Annotated in this window: 16 protein-coding genes and 1 tRNA gene; 5 read left to right on the top strand and 12 right to left on the bottom strand. The window is 58.3% G+C overall.

Annotated elements, in window-relative coordinates; translation table 11 throughout:
* Positions 1-4: 4 nt before the first annotated feature.
* Genes R3D51_06800 through R3D51_06790 form a run of 3 tightly spaced genes read right to left on the bottom strand, consistent with a single transcriptional unit; the run spans position 5 to position 3,546 of the window.
* Positions 5-1,147 carry a DUF1513 domain-containing protein gene (locus R3D51_06800; GenBank protein MEZ5899188.1) on the bottom strand — a complete coding sequence of 381 codons (1,143 nt, stop codon included), beginning with the start codon at positions 1,145-1,147 and terminating at the stop codon, positions 5-7.
* On the bottom strand, positions 1,101-2,237 hold the full coding sequence (locus R3D51_06795; GenBank protein MEZ5899187.1) for an imelysin family protein: 1,137 nt from the start codon (positions 2,235-2,237) through the stop codon (positions 1,101-1,103). The genes R3D51_06800 and R3D51_06795 overlap by 47 nt, the downstream gene beginning before the upstream one ends.
* Positions 2,238-2,268: 31 nt before the next feature.
* Positions 2,269-3,546 carry an imelysin family protein gene (locus tag R3D51_06790; GenBank protein MEZ5899186.1) on the bottom strand — a complete coding sequence of 426 codons (1,278 nt, stop codon included), beginning with the start codon at positions 3,544-3,546 and terminating at the stop codon, positions 2,269-2,271.
* Positions 3,547-3,716: 170 nt separating this feature from the next.
* Here R3D51_06790 and R3D51_06785 point away from each other — a divergent pair, with 170 nt between their 5' ends.
* Positions 3,717-4,187, top strand: coding sequence for an Rrf2 family transcriptional regulator (locus R3D51_06785; GenBank protein MEZ5899185.1), 471 nt, complete (start codon positions 3,717-3,719; stop codon positions 4,185-4,187).
* Between the two features lie 25 nt (positions 4,188-4,212).
* On the opposite strand, the gene R3D51_06780 is transcribed toward R3D51_06785, so the two are convergent.
* The 3 genes from R3D51_06780 to R3D51_06770 form a co-directional block, all read right to left on the bottom strand.
* Positions 4,213-6,537, bottom strand: coding sequence for an ABC transporter substrate-binding protein (locus R3D51_06780; protein MEZ5899184.1), 2,325 nt, complete (start codon positions 6,535-6,537; stop codon positions 4,213-4,215).
* Between the two features lie 111 nt (positions 6,538-6,648).
* Complete coding sequence (gene polA, locus R3D51_06775) at positions 6,649-9,654, bottom strand: DNA polymerase I (protein MEZ5899183.1); 3,006 nt, start codon at positions 9,652-9,654, stop codon at positions 6,649-6,651.
* 46 nt (positions 9,655-9,700) lie between these two features.
* Entirely contained in the window at positions 9,701-10,156 is a 456-nt protein-coding gene (locus tag R3D51_06770; GenBank protein ID MEZ5899182.1) for a MarR family transcriptional regulator, read from the bottom strand.
* Positions 10,157-10,384: 228 nt separating this feature from the next.
* Here R3D51_06770 and R3D51_06765 point away from each other — a divergent pair, with 228 nt between their 5' ends.
* Positions 10,385-11,422, top strand: a complete 1,038-nt coding sequence (locus tag R3D51_06765; GenBank protein ID MEZ5899181.1) for an AraC family transcriptional regulator ligand-binding domain-containing protein — start codon at positions 10,385-10,387, stop codon at positions 11,420-11,422.
* A 6-nt stretch (positions 11,423-11,428) separates the two neighbouring features.
* Here R3D51_06765 and tsaA read toward each other — a convergent pair whose 3' ends face one another.
* Positions 11,429-11,908, bottom strand: coding sequence for a tRNA (N6-threonylcarbamoyladenosine(37)-N6)-methyltransferase TrmO (gene tsaA, locus R3D51_06760; protein ID MEZ5899180.1), 480 nt, complete (start codon positions 11,906-11,908; stop codon positions 11,429-11,431).
* 238 nt (positions 11,909-12,146) lie between these two features.
* Between tsaA and R3D51_06755 the strand changes: the two genes are divergently transcribed.
* The 3 genes from R3D51_06755 (at position 12,147) to R3D51_06745 (ending at position 14,857) form a co-directional block, all read left to right on the top strand.
* On the top strand, positions 12,147-12,476 hold the full coding sequence (locus tag R3D51_06755; protein ID MEZ5899179.1) for a hypothetical protein: 330 nt from the start codon (positions 12,147-12,149) through the stop codon (positions 12,474-12,476).
* A 153-nt stretch (positions 12,477-12,629) separates the two neighbouring features.
* Positions 12,630-12,706 (top strand) — tRNA-Arg (locus R3D51_06750).
* A 198-nt stretch (positions 12,707-12,904) separates the two neighbouring features.
* A complete protein-coding gene (locus R3D51_06745; GenBank protein MEZ5899178.1) occupies positions 12,905-14,857 on the top strand; it encodes an acyltransferase family protein in 1,953 nt (650 codons plus the stop codon).
* Between the two features lie 24 nt (positions 14,858-14,881).
* Here R3D51_06745 and R3D51_06740 read toward each other — a convergent pair whose 3' ends face one another.
* The 5 genes from R3D51_06740 to R3D51_06720 all read right to left on the bottom strand — a co-directional run bounded on the left by R3D51_06740 (position 14,882) and on the right by R3D51_06720 (position 18,726).
* Positions 14,882-15,211 carry a (2Fe-2S) ferredoxin domain-containing protein gene (locus R3D51_06740; GenBank protein MEZ5899177.1) on the bottom strand — a complete coding sequence of 110 codons (330 nt, stop codon included), beginning with the start codon at positions 15,209-15,211 and terminating at the stop codon, positions 14,882-14,884.
* A gap of 20 nt (positions 15,212-15,231) precedes the next feature.
* Positions 15,232-15,690: an ArsC/Spx/MgsR family protein gene (locus R3D51_06735; protein MEZ5899176.1), complete on the bottom strand. Its 459-nt coding sequence runs from the start codon at positions 15,688-15,690 to the stop codon at positions 15,232-15,234.
* Positions 15,691-15,693: 3 nt separating this feature from the next.
* Positions 15,694-16,200, bottom strand: coding sequence for a hypothetical protein (locus R3D51_06730; protein MEZ5899175.1), 507 nt, complete (start codon positions 16,198-16,200; stop codon positions 15,694-15,696).
* Positions 16,197-16,670 carry a hypothetical protein gene (locus R3D51_06725; GenBank protein MEZ5899174.1) on the bottom strand — a complete coding sequence of 158 codons (474 nt, stop codon included), beginning with the start codon at positions 16,668-16,670 and terminating at the stop codon, positions 16,197-16,199. Before R3D51_06725 ends, R3D51_06730 begins: the two co-directional genes overlap by 4 nt.
* 163 nt (positions 16,671-16,833) lie before the next feature.
* Positions 16,834-18,726: an alpha/beta fold hydrolase gene (locus R3D51_06720; GenBank protein MEZ5899173.1), complete on the bottom strand. Its 1,893-nt coding sequence runs from the start codon at positions 18,724-18,726 to the stop codon at positions 16,834-16,836.
* Positions 18,727-18,728 lie beyond the last annotated feature (2 nt).

Below are 18,728 nucleotides of genomic sequence, written 5' to 3'. Positions count from 1 at the left end.
CGAACTAAAGACGCCGCAGGTGATTGTCGAAGGCTATACCTTCCAGGACGCGCTCGCTCAAAACGCGCGCGCCAGGCGTTTCGTGACGGAACTTGCCGAGGCCCGACGTAACGCAGAAGCGCGCGTGCTCTTCTCCGGCAACGCCGCAGCCATCAGGAAGTTCACTGTTGCCCGCAATGGAGCCATCCGCGGTGTTGACGTAGAGGATTCGACCGGCCTTCGGCGCGCTGGCGGCGATTACGCTTCCATCGACCGTCGCCGACACAGATCCGATGTATCCCTTGAGTTCAACACCCAACGACGATGCTGGCTTGATCATGCGAATTGCGGAATCAGGCGTGGCGCGTCCGACCAGCTCCGGTGTTTCCGCGACATCGCCTTCCCATTGGCCGCCAAACCAAACCGCGCCGTTACCGTCGGCCGCGATATGACGAATTGATAGGCGGTTGAGGTCCACGCTCAACTCGTGGCGAGCCAACATTGCGCCACTCTCGGAATCGGCAAACGCAAGGTTGGGACGCATTTCATCGACGTTGAGCATGGCGCGACCGGCTTCTGGCACCGTGTCGATGCCGCCATTTGCGATTGCCAGCGTTCGCCCGTCAGCCAGAAGGATGATTTCGTGCGGTCCCACGCCGTGGCTTTGATGTTCTCCGATGCGTTTGTAGTCCGCTTCGACGTCGTAGATCCCGACAACACCGCGGCCTGCCGCAATGTCGTTTTCCGATGTGTAGAGCAGCTTTCCGTTGGCGCTGAATGCGCCGTGCCCATAGAAGTGACGGCCCTCGATAGCGTTGAACACAGCAGGCTCGTGCGAGCCGGCAACATCGAAGGCAACCGCAAACGTGCCCGGACGGCGCGCAAAGGCAACCGCCCGGCCGCTCTCGTGATGATGCGCGATATCGTGCCCGCGTCCGCTAAGCGGGACTTGCCGCAACACGCTGCCGTCGGCAGCAAGCAGCAGGATCGCATAACTTTGATCCGGCATTCGCGCCGCGCTGACAAAAGCTGCCTCTGTGTTTTGGCCTCCCAACGCCGTGCCGCCACTGAACCGCACAAGCGAGATTGCGGACAGCGATCCAAGCAGGATCGTTCTGCGATCAATCGCCATCGAGTTCGTTGAAGCCGATTGGAATGCCCGACGCATTGGCCATCTCCCGTCCGATCAATTGCCGCAAACCATTTATGCGGCCCGCAACTTGCTGTGGCGACGGCGCAGCATCCGCTGGTGTGCCCTTCGCGGGACCGCCCAAACCGTCACTGCGCAAAATTGCGTTCCACGCGCCGGAGGCCCAGCCTTTCATCCATTGCCTATTCGGCGCAAGGTTTGATTCCAGATCCAGGCCGTCGTAGAGCGCCTTGAGCGCATGCGTCTGACCGACAAAAAAGCGCGATTCTGCGTTAATTCTGCTGAACGGGCCGGTAGGCTTTTCTACCTTGGCACGCTTGCGGGGCTTGGGGGCCGTGCCTGTCGGGGCTCGCGGCGCAACCTGGGTTTCCGCGACGACCTGCAATCCGGTCAACAGCGACCGCACCAGTTCAGATGCCGCCTCAGTGTCGGACTTATAGAATTTGTGATCTGGCCCAGTATCCAGCATCATCTGACGATAACCGCCAACCTTGGTCCATTCGTCATTGATCTCATGTGCAAGAGCGGCAAGGTTGTCAGCCACCGCGCCGGCCAGTTGGCAACTGTAATCTTCTTCAGAGGACGCTTGAGCCGTCTGAGACCCAGGCTGCACAATTAAATATTCGAGCGCGGGAAGCCCTTGCACCGCGGCGCTTTGCTTGGCGAGAGCGCCAGGTTCAAGCAGAGCAGCATCCTTCGCAGCCAGAATTTGGCGCAACTGACGCGCCATCACACCGCGTGGGTCGGGCCAGAAAGAGAACCGTTCGCGGCGCCCCTTTGTTGCCAGCGGACCAAAGCGAAAAAACTCCACGCCCCCCCAGGCCTCGGCGGTGTCGCCGAATGCGGCAACCAAAGATGCGTAAGCTTTCGACCTCTGTTCCTTTGAAGCCGTGTTTCCACCCGCCGCACACCATGCGCGGACAGCAGGCGGAAGCTTTTCTGCCGACGCATCAAGTCGCTCAAAACCCGGAATGACGAGTTTCTCAAGGACTCTTGCGACGCGCTGCGCCTGATCCAGAACCGCAGATGATGCCGGGTACGGCAGACATAAAGCCCATATCACCGCACAACAGATGAATTGCGTTACCCGTTGCGATGGCGCGCTCATGCTTCCTCAGATGCTCGACGAGTCGATGCCCCTATTGAGCACCAACTGCCGCCGCATTGTCGAGGCTATCTGAGCCTTCAACATTTATCTTGAGGCCAAGAGCCGCAACCACGGCCTCCACAGCGCGCGTTTGCGCCACCAGGGCGTCAACCGCATCGAGAATGAGCTTGTTTCCTTCCGCATTCCCCGCAGCAAGCATCTGATCGTAAGCCATGCCGCCGGTCTCGGCCTTATCCTTGATGGCCTTCAATTTGGAAAGCGTCACAGCCATCGCGTCGTCTACGCGCTTGGCAACGTTCGGATCCTTCGCGCGCGCGAGATCGGCGATCGACGGCACCTTGAATGGCTTGCCGAAATCCGCTTTGCCATTCCAGATCGACATCATGCCCACCTGATCGTTGTAGTGGCTGTTGTGCGTGTCGTCCGAGAAGCAATCGTGCTCTTCTTCGGTGTCGTGCAGCAGCACGCCGAGCTTCATGCGCTCGCCCGCCAGTTCGCCATACGATAGCGAGCCGAGCCCGGTCAGGATGCTTGCAAGCTGGTCGCTTTCGGATTTCGCAAGGAGTTGTTTACGCGCGGCACCACCCTCAGCCCAGTCCCCCGCCATTTCGGCAAGGTCGTCGATGAGCAAATCGGTGGCGGCCTTGAGATAAGCGCGGCGGCGGTCGCAATTGCCGCCCGTGCAGGCTTTCAAATCGTAATCGGTTGCCGGGCGATTACCTGCACCCGGTCCCGTGCCGTTGAGGTCTTGCCCCCAAAGCAGGAACTCGATGGCGTGATAACCAGTGCCAACATTGGCCTCGACGTCGAGCAACCCATTGAGCTTGGAGATGAGAGCCTTATCGATGGTGGTCGCATCGAGTGTGGTATCGCCGAGCTTTAGCGTCTTGTTCGCGATGATGTTGGCCGTGTAGGCGGGATTCTCATCCTTTGTCTCGCCATAAGAGCTGGTGTCGACGTAGTCGATCAGCCCCTCATCGAGGGGCCAGGAGTTCACCCTGCCCTCCCAATCATCCACTATTTTATTGCCAAACCGAAAGCCCTCGGTCCGCTGATAGGGATGGCGCGATTCTTTCCAGGCCGCTCTCGCTGCAGCCAGAGTTTCGGGCGTGGGCGAAGCCAATAGTTTATCAACAGCTGCTCCGAGCTCCTTCCCCTTCAGCAGCGCCTGCGAATACGTGGTCGAGGCAAGCTCCATATAGCCCTGGACGACCTCGGCAGGCTTCGGCCCGGCGGCCTGCGCAGACACAGACGCCAGAACAACGACAGGCGTGAAAAATGAAGCAAATGCGGCACTTCTGATGATCACTTGATATCTCCCCAATCTTCGCGCCGGGCCAGAGCCCTGCCAACGGTACGGACGCGCGAGCGAAATTCGATACCATTACTTACCTAAATAGTATAGTTTTGCAATGCCCTCGCAAAGCAGCTAGGAATTCTTCCTGGCGGACGGTTTACTCAGCGTCCGGGGCAAGCAGAATGGATTTTAAGAGAATGCGCCTTACCAAACAGACCGGCCACGCTATTCGCATTCTGATCGATTGCGCGCTCGCGGGAGACGATCTCGTCAAGGTCGCGGCTCTTGCCGATCGGATCGACATAACCCAACAGAATGCTTTCAAGATCGTCCATTTGCTCTCGCGCGCCGGCTTCATTTCGAGCGTTCGCGGTCCGAATGGCGGCATCCGTCTAGCCAAGCCCGCCGAAAGCATCCGCATTGGAGACATCGTTTCCGCCATGGAGGAAACGAGTGTGGAAGTTCCGGGTGAACCGGGGAAAAACTCAGGTCAGCTCTCGTCTTTGTTCGGGGATGCGCTGGCGGCTTTCATTTCGGTCCTTGACGCTCATACCCTGGCTGAACTTGCCGCGAGCCATCGGCCGCAGCCAGCATCGGTGCGCAAATCCGCGCCTCCACGCACAACGCGACGCCCGGCAGCTCGCAAGGCCTGAGACAACACCTCGTAGCCGAGCTGCTCTACTTCCCGTTTCCTGATTCGCTTTCGGTAACTTCCGCATCCTGCCCATACCAGACTTGGGCCTGTTGGTTGAGATGGATGTTGGCCAAATAGTACGCCATCACGCCGATCAGTATCGGCGTTCCCAAGATGTGAAGGACTTTGAGGAATCCATCGACGCCCGGCGCCTTGCGCAGCATTGGATTTACGCGCGCGATCGAGATCGCAATCATGATGCTGACCGCCAGATAATCGACGAGGAAGATGCGGTCTGACACGGTTGCGGTATCGGTCCCTACCTTTGGGATCGAGAAATAAAGCGCCACCGCCGACAGCAACGCGGTGACCTGAATGGTCACAATCGCTTCGAAATGCTCTCGCGGAATGAAGATCGACAAGAACGCAACGATCAGAATGAAGATGAGCGGTATGACCACGCGGAGATAATAGTCGGTGACCTCACGCTGCATGATGTAGCCGAACTCAGCCTTGTAGAAGGGAACAATGCTCTTTGAGTCCGAGCGCGCGTCGGTAACGGGGATATAATCCTCGTCATACCCGACATACTGATCGCGCAGCACCCAACCGTCTGTCTGTATCACGCGATCGCGCAGTGCAGCAGGTGGCGGTTGAATGATGAATGCTGCATCCCCGTCCTTGGGCTTCAGCTCGATAGGAAAGAGCTGCGTATCGAAAGGATACCGCCAGAAGTCTGGCCTCGACATGAACTTGCCGGTAACCTTGTAGATCCGCACATCGTCGGGATAGATTCCGCCGCCACCGGACTCGTTCAATGGCTGAATCGTTATCTTTTGCCCGCCCTCCTCGGCATCGAAGAACGCATTGGAAAAGTTGATGCTCGAGACGGGGACGCCACTGTCGGCATTCATGGTCAGGAAGAACTCGGCGAAGAAACTCTTCTCATCGTCGTCGATGCGGTAGAGGCGCGTGACGTCGATATCCATGTAGATGGTTCGGATTTCGCGCAAAGCATCGTTGCGCATCTTCACATACTGGCGCGGCGCAAGGCGCTTGCTTTCTATGCCGCGCCCTTTCACGAGAATGAGGGGTGATTTGCTCGCCGTGCGCCCGAGCGGATGAAACGACCAATCGTCGAACTTGCCGCGATAGGCGCCATGACCAGTGGTGTACTCCGACGTCAGCGCCTGCACAACGCGGGCGCGAAGCTCAGTAAGCGTCGTCTCCGGAGGCGCAAGCTTGGCAACCTCACCCACCAACCCCACCATATCGCCGTAATTGGCCCCCCGATCGACGTTGTTGAGGTTGACCGGATCGAGAGGATTGGTGGGTATGCCCTCGGGCGGCACCTTGCAGCTCGCGTCGTTCCAACCTGGGGCCGAGCCATTCTTCTTGTCAGCAAAGAGCCATTGGGACGTGGCGTCGTCCATCATATCGCGACGCAAACGGCTGTTGTAGACAAACGGAAGCGTCGACCAGCCCAACTGATAAAGGGCGGTGCCGAAATCCTTGGCCGCCTGCGAATGAAATACTCTGTCACTCTCGGTCAACATGAAGACCTGCGACCGCAGCTGTGCAGCTGTCGCCTCCTTCAAGAAGGCTTCCATCGCGGTCGATCCAAGTAGGACCAGAACGATGTCTGCATCCTTGCTCTTGATGTTCTGTACCGCGGCCTTGAGATCCATCATGGATGGCTCTCCGTCGGTAACAGGGATCATGTGCTCTGCAACGAGCGGTGCCTCTTTTCCCAGGTTGTCGCCCAACAAGCGCGCAAGCTCGGCAGATGCGGGATTATCCTGGATACCGAGGAATGCAGGACGGGCATATTTTCCATCCTGCAAAAAGCGCATAATGACCGGTACGCGCTCGCTTTCCTGCGATGGCCGCATGGTAAAGGCATTGGCGTAAGGCGCCAGGCTGCTGGTCATCGACTGATCGGTGATGAAGGGGATATTCCGCTTCGAAAGCTCCTCCCCCAATGCCTCAAACACAGCCTTTCCGCGGCTCGATCCCGAAAGACCGATCATTGCCAGCGTGGTTGGATCTTCCATCGCCTTCTTGACATTGGCGACGGCTGCATCGTTGTCGCGATAGTCGTTATAGACATCGGCTCGCAGGCGGCGATTGGCAAACTCTGGAAGGGCGTTGAGCTCATCAATCCGTTGCTGGACGAAATATTTCATCGCCGCGACACGGCCCGAATAGAAGCATCGGTCCTTGGGCTCGGATACGAAAACGGCAATCGAATATTTCGCAGCCGCGGCGTCAGCTGTATCGGCCAAAGCGCGGTCCGGCCAAAGCGCAAAGAAGTTTGCTGACAGTGTCAGCGCGAATAGCGCAGCGATCCTGGCAAGATGTCTTTTCAACGAGGTCCCCCACCGATCCCAGCCGTCAAACCTCGACACTCACTAGAAAAAATGGCGAGACCGGGCAACTCACGGATGATAACCGCGAAAATTTAGCTGCCCCCCGTGTCCTCAGTGCGCTTCGTCCCAGTTTGCGGCCGCCTTTGCGTCCACATGAATAGGGACCGAAAGACGAACAGCCGGCTCCGCCGCCTTTTCCATGACAGCGCGGGCTGTTTTGATAAGCCCCTCAGCCTGCGCGGTCTTCACCTCGAAAACCAATTCGTCATGCACTTGGAGCAGCATGCGCGCCGTTGTCAGTTTCGCAGCCCCAATAGCCTCGGCCATTCGGATCATCGCACGGCGAATGATGTCGGCTGCCGATCCCTGTATCGGCGCATTGATGGCCGCCCGCTCCAGAAACCCGCGCATTGACGGATTCTTCGTATTGATTTGCGGGTAGTGGATGCGACGGCCGAACACCGTTTCGACATATCCGTTGGCATGGGCAGACTTTTTGGTCGCCTCCATGTAATCGCGGATGCCGGGAAAGCGTTTGAAGTAGGTGGAGATGTATTCCGCTGCCTCTTGCTTGGAGATGCCAAGCTGATTGGCAAGGCCAAAGGCAGAGATGCCATAGATGATGCCAAAATTGATGGCCTTTGCGCGTCGACGCACCTCGCCCGGCATGTCCTTTACCGGCACACCGAACATTTCCGACGCGGTCATCGCGTGAATATCGAGCCCGTCGGCAAACGCCCTTTTCAGTTGAGGAATATCCGCTATATGCGCGAGCACGCGCAGCTCAATCTGTGAATAGTCGGCAGAAACGAGCTGGTGGCCGGACTGAGCGACAAAGGCCGTGCGGATTTCCCGCCCCTCCTTGGTGCGAACCGGAATGTTCTGCAGGTTGGGATCCGAGGACGCCAATCGTCCCGTCGTCGTTGCCGCCAGCGCGTAGCTGGTATGGATGCGATGCGTTTTCAGATTTATGAAATTGGGTAAGGCATCGGTGTAGGTCGATTTTAGCTTGGTCAGCTGACGCCATTCCAGCATCGTGTTGATCAGCTCGCGCGCATCCTCAGGCAAATCCTCATTGGCTGCAAGATCGTCGAGCGTGCCCGCGCGCGTCTCCCATTGGCCTGACTTTGTGCGCTTGCCGCCGGGGAGTTTCAAAGTATCGAACAAAAACTCACCCAATTGCTTTGGCGAACCGAGATTGAATTTCTGCCCCGCCAGCTGATAGATGCGGTCTTCGGCCTGCGCGGCGCGCTGTGCGAATGTCCCGGAAAGACGCGCCAAAATGGATGAGTCCACGGCGATGCCAGCGCGTTCCATCTCGACGATAACAGGCACCAGGGGTCTTTCCAGTTTTTCATAAACCCTTGTCATGCGTTCGGCCGCCAGGCGCGGCTTCAACGCCAGCCACAACCGGATCGCGATATCGGCAGCCTCGGCGCCATACGACTTTGCCTGCTCAATAAGAACGCCATCGAAAGAGCGGTCTGCCTTTTTGGTTCCGGCCGCATGAGATAGAACATGCTCAAGGCTCATGGCGGCGTGGCCGAGGTGGCGTTCCGCCAGATCCTCCAAGCCATGCCCGCCCTTGCCAGCATCCAACGTGTAGGACAGCAGCATGACGTCGTCGCATGGCGTGACGTCGATGCCATGGCAAGCGAGCGTCAGAATCCCGGGCTTCAAATTGTGTCCGATCTTCAGAACGCTTTCGTCCTCAAGAACCGGCTTTAGGGCTTCGAGCGCCTCCTGAACGGAGAGCTGCCCCGGTGCCAGCCCGCTGCCGGCAAAAAGATCGCTCGCCCCGGTGCGATGACCCAGCGGAACATATGCCGTCTGTCCCGGAGCCAGAGCAAAAGACAGTCCCACAATCTCAGCCTGCGAGGCATCTGGCCCGGTGGTGAAAACGGAAAGCGCAACGCGCCCCCTGGCGCGGGCGTTGTCCACCAAAGCGATGAGAGCGTCGCGGGACGTAATCAGCGTTGCTGCGCCTGCATCGAAAGGCAATTTCAGAACCGCGGCCCGGTGAAAGGCAACGCTGGCAGATGGCGTTGCGCTGGTGGCGGCAGAAGTGCCGGAGGTGGTCGACGCACCTGCGGGGCCTGAAGCCTTGCCCCCCTCCACCGGTTTAATGGAGCTACCAACAGAAACCTCAAGCGGCGGCGGGACGGGCGCTCCCAATCCTTCAGCAATACGCTTGGTCAGCGTGCTGAATTCCATCTGCCGCAGGAACGCCAGCAGATCGTCCGCCTGGGGATCACGTACGGCAAGCTGGTCAAGCGGCGTCTCGATTGGAACGTCGTTCTTCAAAAGCACCAGTTCGCGCGATATCCGCGCTTGATCCGCGAATTCCAGAAGCTTTTCCCGACGCTTCGGTTGCTTGATTTCGCTGGCTCGGCCAAGGAGGCTCTCAAGGTCTCCGTACGTGTTGATCAGTTCGGCCGCAGTCTTTATGCCAATGCCCGGCACACCGGGCACATTGTCGATTGAATCGCCAGCGAGGGCCTGGACTTCGACCACCTTTTCAGGCGGGACGCCGAACTTCTCCATCACCTCATCGCGGCCAATGCGCTTGCTCTTCATACCGTCGAGCATCACGACGCCCGGCTCGACAAGCTGCATAAGATCCTTGTCTGATGATACGATCGTCGCATCACCACCCGCATCGACCGTTTGGCGCGCGTAGGTGGCAATGATATCGTCAGCCTCGTAGCCATCGAGTTCGACGCAGGCGACGTTGAATGCCCGCACAGCATCGCGGATCAGCGTGAACTGAGGAACAAGCTCTTCAGGCGGAGGCGGCCGGTGAGCCTTATAGTCGGCGAAAATCTTGTTTCGGAAAGTCTCGCGTCCCGCATCGAAGACCACAGCGATATGGGTGGGCGCTTCCGACGCTTTTGTCTCGCGTAATAACTTCCAAAGCATAGCGCAAAAGCCGTGAACCGCTCCGACGGGAAGTCCGTCGGAAGGCCGTGTCAGCGGCGGAAGAGCGTGGAAAGCCCTAAAAATGTAGCCTGATCCATCAATGAGATAGACGTGACTACCCTTTGTGACCGGCGCGGCGTCCTCTCCAATATCGGATTCGGACCCTGCCGCCGCTGCAGCATGATCTTGCTTGTTCATGGGCGCGACTATAGTGCCGCGCGCCATCGCGGTCACGCAGTTGCTGCTAACGCTCCTGGCGATCGAGAAGCTTCTCCACCATCATTCTCAATGCGTTCTGGAAATCGCCACGCTGGCTGGCCGGAAGCACTCCTACCACGGTGTCTTCTACCTGGCGGGCTACGCCTGTGGCGGCTTCAAGAACCTTCTGACCTGCATCGGTTACGCGAACGGCGTAGCGGCGGGCATCCTCGCGCGTACGTTTGCGCGCCAAAAGTCCGCGGGAAACAAGCCGACGAACGATGTCAGCAAGCGTCGAACGGTCGATGCCGGAAAGCTCGCAAATGGTTGTTTGGCTAGGATTGTCTTCACGCGCCACAATATCAAGAACAATGAACTGACGTGCCGTGATACCATCTCTTCCGAGCGCTGACAGAAATGCTTCGTCGGCAAGCTGACCTGCCCTATGCAGAAGATGGATAGTGCTGCCGGATGCCACGAAGACACGTGCTTTCTTGGCCACGAAAATAACCTCCAAGTTGTCTGGAACCTAACTAAATTTAACTTGGCTACGCCTGTATACCGAAGCAATAGCATGTATAAGATATTTAGCATGTATAAGATATTTCTCGGCGGCGCTTGACCCATCGTGCATAGAACGTTGACCGTACACGCACCTCTGGACTGAAACGGTAATACGCTCACTCACATTTTTGTGTCGGAGCATTACGCAACAATAATCATCAGTATCATGCCGACTTTACGACCGGTCGTACGCGCCATTGTGCTCAAGGGCTTCGATAGCTTCTTGAAAAGTAAGGGTGCGGACGTTACGGAAATTTTTGCCCGTTCCGGTCTGAAAATCAGCGACATCACCGACTCGGAACGCTATTTGCCCCTCAGTGCGGTGGCGCATCTTTTCGAAGAAGCTAGCATCGCGGCGAAAGATCCAGCTCTGTCTATACGCTTCGCACGGAGCTTTCCAGTCGGTGGAACCGGCGTGCTTGGATACTTATTTGTAAACTCCCGCACGGTTGCTGACGCCATGCGTACCGTCGCGCGATACGTTCCATTGCTCGGCGTTCCACAAAAAATGCATTTCGAAGAGGGTCCGCAAGGCGGCGTCTTGTGGTGGCGTTGGCCGGATGGAATCAAGTCACCTCTGTCGCAATTCGGGATGTGCGCTACGGGTTTGCTCACGATGCGACTGCGATTGATTACCAACAAGCCTGATTGGCAGCCGCTGAAAGTCGAAATGCAGGGCACGCCGATCACCAATCCGTTCGTAGGTGAAGTGTTCGGAACGAACGTGCATTTCCTGTCGGGGCGCAACGCGATTCACGTCGATGCCAAAACGATGGCGCAGCCAATTACTGACGCAGAGCCGGACCTGCGGGCCGTTCTCGAAAGCTATGGCGAACGAATGATCGCTGAACTTCCGCCGCCGACAGCCGGTTTGCTGGAACAAACGCGGGCAGCGGTTGATACGCTGATGCCGGAGCGGCGCATTTCTCTTTATGACGTCGCCAGATATCTCAACATTTCACCGCGAACCCTGCAATCGAGGCTGGCCTCACAGGCCTCCAAGACGTTCGAGGAGGTTTTGAACGAAGTCCGAAAGTCACGCGCCGAACAACTTCTCAAGACGTCGAATGTCACCATGACGGAAATCGCGTTACAGCTCGGATTTTCGGAACTGTCCGCCTTTACGCGCGCCGCCCAACGCTGGTTTGGCCGCACACCGAGCGCACAACGCCAGTTTCTGCGCGCTCATGAAAATTCGCACTAGCCGTACTCAGGGGCGGGTGGCGTCTGGAACCGAGTCGAGAGAAGCAAAGTAAGGCTTCAGGTCGATAAGAGGCGTCCCGTCGATACAATCGATGTTGCGCACGCTCAGCCCCGTGTCATCCACATCCACAATCTCCACCGCCGCGATGCCAATGGGGTTGGGCCTCACAGGCGAGCGCAAGGCAAACACGCCGCGCGGCGTCGTCAGATGGCTTGGAAGCTGCTCTATAAGATCGCGGCGCGAGCGATCGAGCCAGTAAAGCGCGACGGCATGGGAGAACAATCCGAGGTCTTTTAGCCCGGCAGTGAACGGCGGAAAGATCTCGATCCGTGCGATGACGTCGGACCTTAACCGTGAACTCTTGGGACAATCGGACGTACTCGTCCAGGGGGTGCGGATGCGCCCGATGAAATACACACCAGCGTCAAATGTTGCCGGCAACTCGATCTCGACTTCGCCAGGGCGAGGCGGTTTGAAATCGGGCATTTCCATTCTCCACTTCCGGTTGCCGCACGGATTGTACCGTTTGCGATTCTGTCTCCGACCGCACGTAAGGTCTGCCCACGGCCAATTCGGGAGCGCCGCGCACAGTTTCATACCGGGTCTTTTCGCACAATGCCGTATGTCGGCCTCAAATCGGCCCTCAATGTTGAAAACACTTGTGCTCACCGCATGAGTACCATCATGCAATGGCCATCAAGTATGACATCCGAAGGGGAACTTCATGAATTTGCATAAGGGCATTGCGTCTGCGGTGGTCGTTACCACTGCCGCAATCATTGGATTTTCGGCTGCCGCAGAGGCGAGACAGTCAAACTATAATCCCTATTGCCATACCCGCATGGAAGGCCGCGCAACCGGCCAGGGCCTATTCGGCATGGGAACCGCCAATGCACGGTCTTCAGCGGTCTCTGACTGGGCCGACAAGGTGAACGCCCGCTGGGGCATTCGTTACGCCAACTTTGCCAATGCCCGCGGCGTCAGCTGGGACTGCAAGAAGGGCGCAATCCTGCAGGCGAAATGCGTTGTAACGGCCATGCCCTGCCGTCGGTAGACCGTTTCAACCGGGAAACTCGCGAAGGCGGTGCTGAGGCATCGCCATTTTTTCCAGTTTCAGCTTCACAGATTGGCTCGCGATGTCCGTTTGCGGCCGCCAGCCGAATGAGGTATGCATGCCCACCTCAGGAGGCCCTGAAGGCCCGCGCAGGCACCCGTAGCTCAGCTGGATAGAGTGTCGCCCTCCGAAGGCGAAGGTCACAGGTTCGAATCCTGTCGGGTGCGCCATTTTCTGTCTCACGCGCTTGGCGCGCTCCGACGCGGCGGGCTGTCTGACCGGCGCCCCTTGGGCACTGGAACATTTCGCGTTCGACGTTTCTCCCGGGCGCACCAACTCCCTCCAATCCATCGATCTTATACGTGCCTACTGGCCCGCGAGGCACTGGTCCGCTATGAACGGTGCGCTTCAACCGCACGGATTAGTTGATGAGCTATCGCGCCGATATCGACGGCCTAAGGGCACTGGCCGTTCTGGGCGTCGTGCTGTACCACCTCGGCGGATTTGGACTGAGCGGCGGGTACGGTGGCGTCGACGTCTTCTTCGTCATCTCGGGATATTTGATCACCCACATTGTGAAATCGGAGATCGAGACCGGTACGTTCTCCTTTGCGCATTTCTACGAACGCAGGATCCGACGCATCGCGCCTGCACTCTTTGTAGTTCTCATCGTCTCGACAGTGCTAGCGGCTGCGCTCCTCTTGCCGGTCGCGTTCCAGGAGTTTGGCAAGAGCCTCCAAGCCGTTCTGATCCTCAACGCCAACTACTATTTCGCGCGCAAAACCGGCTACTTTGCCGCCACCTCCGAGGAAAAGCCACTGCTGCACACTTGGTCGCTTGCAGTCGAAGAACAATTCTACATTCTCTTTCCTCTGATCCTGTTTGCGTTGATGACAAGACGACCGAAGGCTGTTGTCCCGGTACTCGCCGCCGTCTTTGCAGCTTCAATGCTGCTGAGCTTGCACCAAGTCACGACGACGCCAGCCCCAGCTTTCTTTTCGACCGCGGGGCGTGCGTGGGAGTTGCTGCTTGGCGCATTGCTGGCATTTATGCCGACTCACTCGCAGCCTAAACAGGATTGGAAGGAAGCCGCTGGCTGGGGCGGTGTATTCCTCATCCTTGCAGGTTACTTGACCTATGACCAAAGCACGCTGTTCCCCGGGCCCTCGGCGGCCATTTTCTGCTTTGGCGCGGCTCTGGTCATTTACGCCGGGATAGACGGACAGATGACGCCCGCGGGCCGGATCTTGTCGTTGCCGCCCCTGGTCCGTGTCGGTCAGCTGTCGTATTCGCTGTATCTTTGGCACTGGCCGCTTCTGGTCTTTTGGCGCTATCGCTTCGGCGACAGTGGAACTTGGCGCCAATCCGCCGGGCTGTTGTTGGCAAGCCTCGCGCTCGCTGCCCTATCGTGGCGCTACATTGAACGCCCTTTTCGTCGCGGACATGCCGTTCCATCTCGACGCATCTTCACATTGTTCGGCGCTGCGACGGCCGCGCTGTCCGTTCTCGCTATTGCAGTCATCAAGAGCGACGGGGCGCCGGCACGTTGGCCCGCCGACACTGCAGCACTTCTCATTGAGAGGCGCTTGCCCGATGAACAGGTTTGCAAGACTTTGGCGGGCGCCGAGGCGTGGAGGAAAGAGATCTGCGTTCTTGGGAACTCGGAAAAAATCGATCTCGTTGTCTGGGGCGACAGCCACGCCCGAATGTTTATCGACCCAATCTCCCAGGCAATCTCCACCGACGGAAAGAGCGCCTTGGTCGCTTGGCTTGGCGCGTGTCCACCGCTCGTCGGCGTCACACTTTATGGCCGATCAAAAAGCGCGTCCTGCCAAGCGTTTTCTGAATTCGTCCTGAAGTATATCGAGCACATGCATCCGCGCCGGGTCGTGATCTCGGCGCGATGGGCGCACTATATGGCCGGCGCACCCTCCAAGATCGACGGCGGTGTCCCGATCATATTGAGCCCCGATGGAATGGCGCAAAATGCCAAGGTGGCCGAAAAGCTCCTCACCGAAACCATCGAGCGCATTCAGGCCGCCGGGTCCGAGGTCATGATCATCGGTCCCGTTCCCGAACAGGGGTTTCTGGTCGCCTCACGCATCGCCAGAAGCCGTGCCTGGAACCAAGACCTGCCACCGGAACTTCCCCTTGCAGAGTATCTGGAGCGTCAGAAAAACGTGCTACCTTTTCTGCGGCGTCTGTCGGCCTCCAGAAATATTCGCCTCATTCTGCCTGATCGATATTTCTGCGATCAAATCTCGTGCCGGTACGCCAACGACGGCAAGCCGCTCTACTTCGACCACGATCACCTCAATCCGTACGGGATGGAAGTCCTCGCGCCGATTGTTCGAGACATCCTGACTTTCCCGGCCAGCTGAAGCGCTGGCTGTCCGGTCGGCCGCCTAGTGCGGGACGATGATCAGCCGCTCAACCGGGTTTCCTTCGACGAAGTGCGACTGGACGATTTCATCGACGTCTTCGCGCGATGTGGGCCGATACCAGATGCCTTGCGGATAGACGACCATGAGCGGGCCTGCCGCGCAGAACCCTAAACATCCCGAAGCTGTCAGTCCGATATCCGGCCGTCCGAGCTTCTCCAAGCGCGCCATCAGGTACTCCCACAACGGCTTGGCGCCTGCCTGGCCGCACGATCCTCGCGGATGCCCGGGCGGCCGCTCCTGAAAGCACATGAAACCGTGGATCTGATAAACCTGCGGAATGTCGAGCGCCATTTCGTTCTCCTGATAGGCAATTACTGATTGGTGTTGGCATTCACGGAAGCATCGCCTGGCACAGGGCAGCTTTCCGCTTGATTGTGCGTGTCGCGCGCGCAGCCCTCGCCGACCGGCGTCTGTGATGTCGCAAGACCGATCCAAGCATCAATAAGCGCGGCGTCGAAGCCGGTTTCACGGCGACCGTTGACTTCGATGAGGGGGCGGCGAATGAGGAGCGGATCCGCCAGCATCAAAGCGAGCGCCGCCTCAGCTTCGATACCGGCAGGCACGACCTCACCGGATTTCACGCGCGGCGATGACGTGTTGAACCATTCTGCAACCGGCCGAACTCCAAAGAACGATCGCAACAGTTCGCCGGTCCAAGGTGCGCTAAGGAGATTGCGCACTTCGAGTTCATGTCCAGAGCGTTGCAGCAATGCTTTCTGACGGGCGTTTCCGCCGCAGCCGGGCTTTTCATAGAAAATCACTTTGGCCATTGTCTACTCGTCCTCTGTCAGCACATGAGCATCGATGACATTGAGGAGACGCCCTGCACCAAAGCGATCGCCCGGGTCCAGCTCTGCAACCTTGGCGATGGCACGACTTCCTTCCTCGCGTTGCCCAATTCGCACCGCGCAGTAGCCCCACGCCAACAGTGCCTGCAGATAGAGCCCGGGCGCCTCTTCAAGCTGATCGAAGGGAGCATCGGACCTTGACACCACCTCCCAATCCCCGGCGACGTTAAGGCGGCGCGCAGCAAGACGGATGATGACGTCGGCTTGTATGAGCGCGTCAGAAAAGCGGTGGCTGTAGAAAAAGAAGCGATAAGCGGCGAGCCGTACGTTGAGGTCGTTGGGTTCGGCGGCAAGCGCAGACATGACTGCTCGCTCAGCCTTCACCGGATCGGAACGCGGCTGGCGCGCGCCGTTCAAGATCACATCGGCGGAAAACGCCGGAGCGAAAGAACGAACGTCTCCTGTGGACGCTGTCTGGCGCTTCGTGCTCATGCCACCGCTCTTGCAAGATCGGCGATCACGCCACCGCCTACGGCGTCGATCTCGCCCAGATCGGAAAGCGTCGCAAGGCAGCGACGGCTCTCTTCCGCCTCTCCCCGCTTCAAGTGAATAAATGCCATCGCCTTCAAAGTGTAGAGCGCGAAATGCGCTGGCAGCCGGGGCGCGCGCGCAATGGCTTCGCGTGTCCAAGTCTGCCAATCCGAAGAAATCTGCGCCTGTCGGCTCGCCTCGGCCAATCCGGCTTGCGCAACAATAAGCGCGTCGTCGAGACGACCCTGATACGTGTGGATCTTGTAGAGACAGAAATAGCTGGGCAATGCCGCTGGATCCAACTCCAGCGCGGCGCGGAAACGAGCGTCGGCAGCAACGTGGTCATGTCGGTAAAGCAACACACCCTCTTGTAGGATGTCGTTCACGGCAGCCGACACGTTGCCGAAGTCGATGAGGTCTTTATCGTTCATTCTGCTCATAAATTCGTGGGCGCGGGCGCGCGCGGCAAACCCGCACCGATGAGGTCTCACCTCTAGATGCGCGATTCATGCCAAGCCACGAGAGAGCGGGAAGCGGAAAGAGGGACCGCAGCCCGGATCTCGACCGGCTGCGGTCCTTATTTCTGAAGATCAGCTATTTCATGTGCACATAGCGGCCGGGCGCATCGGACTGAGGCGGCAAACCCTTTTGAGGTGCGCCAAGCTCCGGGGGCGTCGACAGCCCGCTTGATTTTTCACCGAGCCACTCGACCCATGCCGTCCACCAAGAACCTTTGCGTTCAGGAACCTCCGCGGCCCAGGTCTCTGGGCTGACATGGAGGTCGTGGTCGGATCTGACGGCGATCTGGTAATGGCTGCGCGAATCGTCGGGGGCCGCCACGATGCCTGTGTTATGGCCTCCGCCGCCAAGCACGAACGTGACCTCCGTATCGGCAAGCAGGTTCCATTTGTAGACCGAGCGCCAGGGCGCCACGTGATCCTTCTGCGTAGAGACGCAGAAGATCGGCGCGCGAATATCAGAAATGTTTACCGGCGCACCGTCGACTTCAAACCGACCCTCAGCAAGATCGTTGTCCATGTACAGGTGACGCAGATACTGCGAATGCATGCGATACGGCAGCCGTGTGGAATCCGCGTTCCAAGCCATAAGATCGTTCATCGGGGTACGCTCACCGAGCATGTACTCGCGCATGTTGTGCGACCAGACCAAGTCGTTGGAACGCAACATCTGGAATGCGCCCGACATCTGCTTGGCGTCGAGGAACCCCTGCTCCCACATCATGTCTTCAAGAAAGCGGATCTGGCTTTCGTCCATGAAAAGCTGCAACTCTCCCGGTTCCTCGAAATCGATCTGAGCAGCCAAAAACGATAAGCTCGCGAACGGCGAAGTTGGGGCGCGCGCAAGCGCAGCGGCAGCGATGGACAACAATGTGCCGCCGAGACAGTAGCCGACGCCGTGGACCTTCGCATTCGGTACTATTGCGGAAATGACGTCGAGCGCCGACAAAATCCCAAGGGTGCGATAATCGTCAAGAGACAGATCGCGATCGCCAGGATCGGGGTTCTTCCACGAGATGACGAAAACCGTGAAGCCCTTGTCTACGAGATATTTCACCAACGAGTTTCGCGGGGATAAATCGAGGATGTAGTATTTCATGATCCACGCAGGCACGATCAGAATCGGTTCTTTATGAACCTCGCCTGTTGTCGGAGAATACTGGATCAGTTCCATCAGCCGGTTGCGGTAAATCACCTTTCCAGGCGTCACCGCGACTTCTTCGCCAGGCGTAAATTTCTCAGCGCCGACGGGCGGCCGGCCCGAAACAGCGCGCTCCCAGTCTTCAAGGAAATTCTGAAAGCCTCTTACGAAGTTCTGACCCATTTCTTTCTGGGTCGCGGCCAGAACCTCGGGATTGGTCAGCACGAAATTCGACGGCGCAAACACGTCCAAGAATTGTCGGGCGGCAAATTCCACGACCCGTTGATGCTGCGCTGAGACGCCCGGCACTCCCGTAGTAGCCACGTGCCACCACTGCTGAGACAGCAAATGCGATTGATAAAAGAGATTGAACGGAAATTGCTGCCACGCGGGCGCTCTGAAGCGGCTGTCTTGAGGAAGCGGCTCGATGCAAGCTGAACCGTTTGAACCGTTGGTGTCCGGGCCACGATGTGCGCACGTCATCGCAAAGCGTTGCAGCCGCATGGCCTTGCGCATCGCCTTCTCGACGAGTTGCAACCGCTTGCCCGGTGATGCCGTCAGGTGTGTGAGCCAATCGAGATAGGCTCCGATGAGTGATGCTGGCGAAAGTCCCATCGTGGCCTTTGCCAGCGCCGCATGGGTCGCTCGGTCCAGAACTTCCGCAAACGCAGACGAACTGTAAGAATCATGCTCCGGCGGCAACCCTGGGTCCGAACGAGCCGGCATTTGGCGCGCCTCGTTGGCGAGCTTCAAGGCGAAAGCTCCCGTGCCATCCGGCTCGCGCGGCGCTGTCGGCACCAGCGACTTGTTGGTCGGAAGATCCATCATCG

The sequence above is a fragment of the Hyphomicrobiaceae bacterium genome, from assembly GCA_041397645.1.
In the GTDB taxonomy this organism is placed as follows: domain Bacteria; phylum Pseudomonadota; class Alphaproteobacteria; order Rhizobiales; family Hyphomicrobiaceae; genus Hyphomicrobium_B.
The sequence above is the reverse complement of the archived record's forward strand: the minus strand, read 5'-3'. Positions and strand labels throughout refer to the sequence as shown.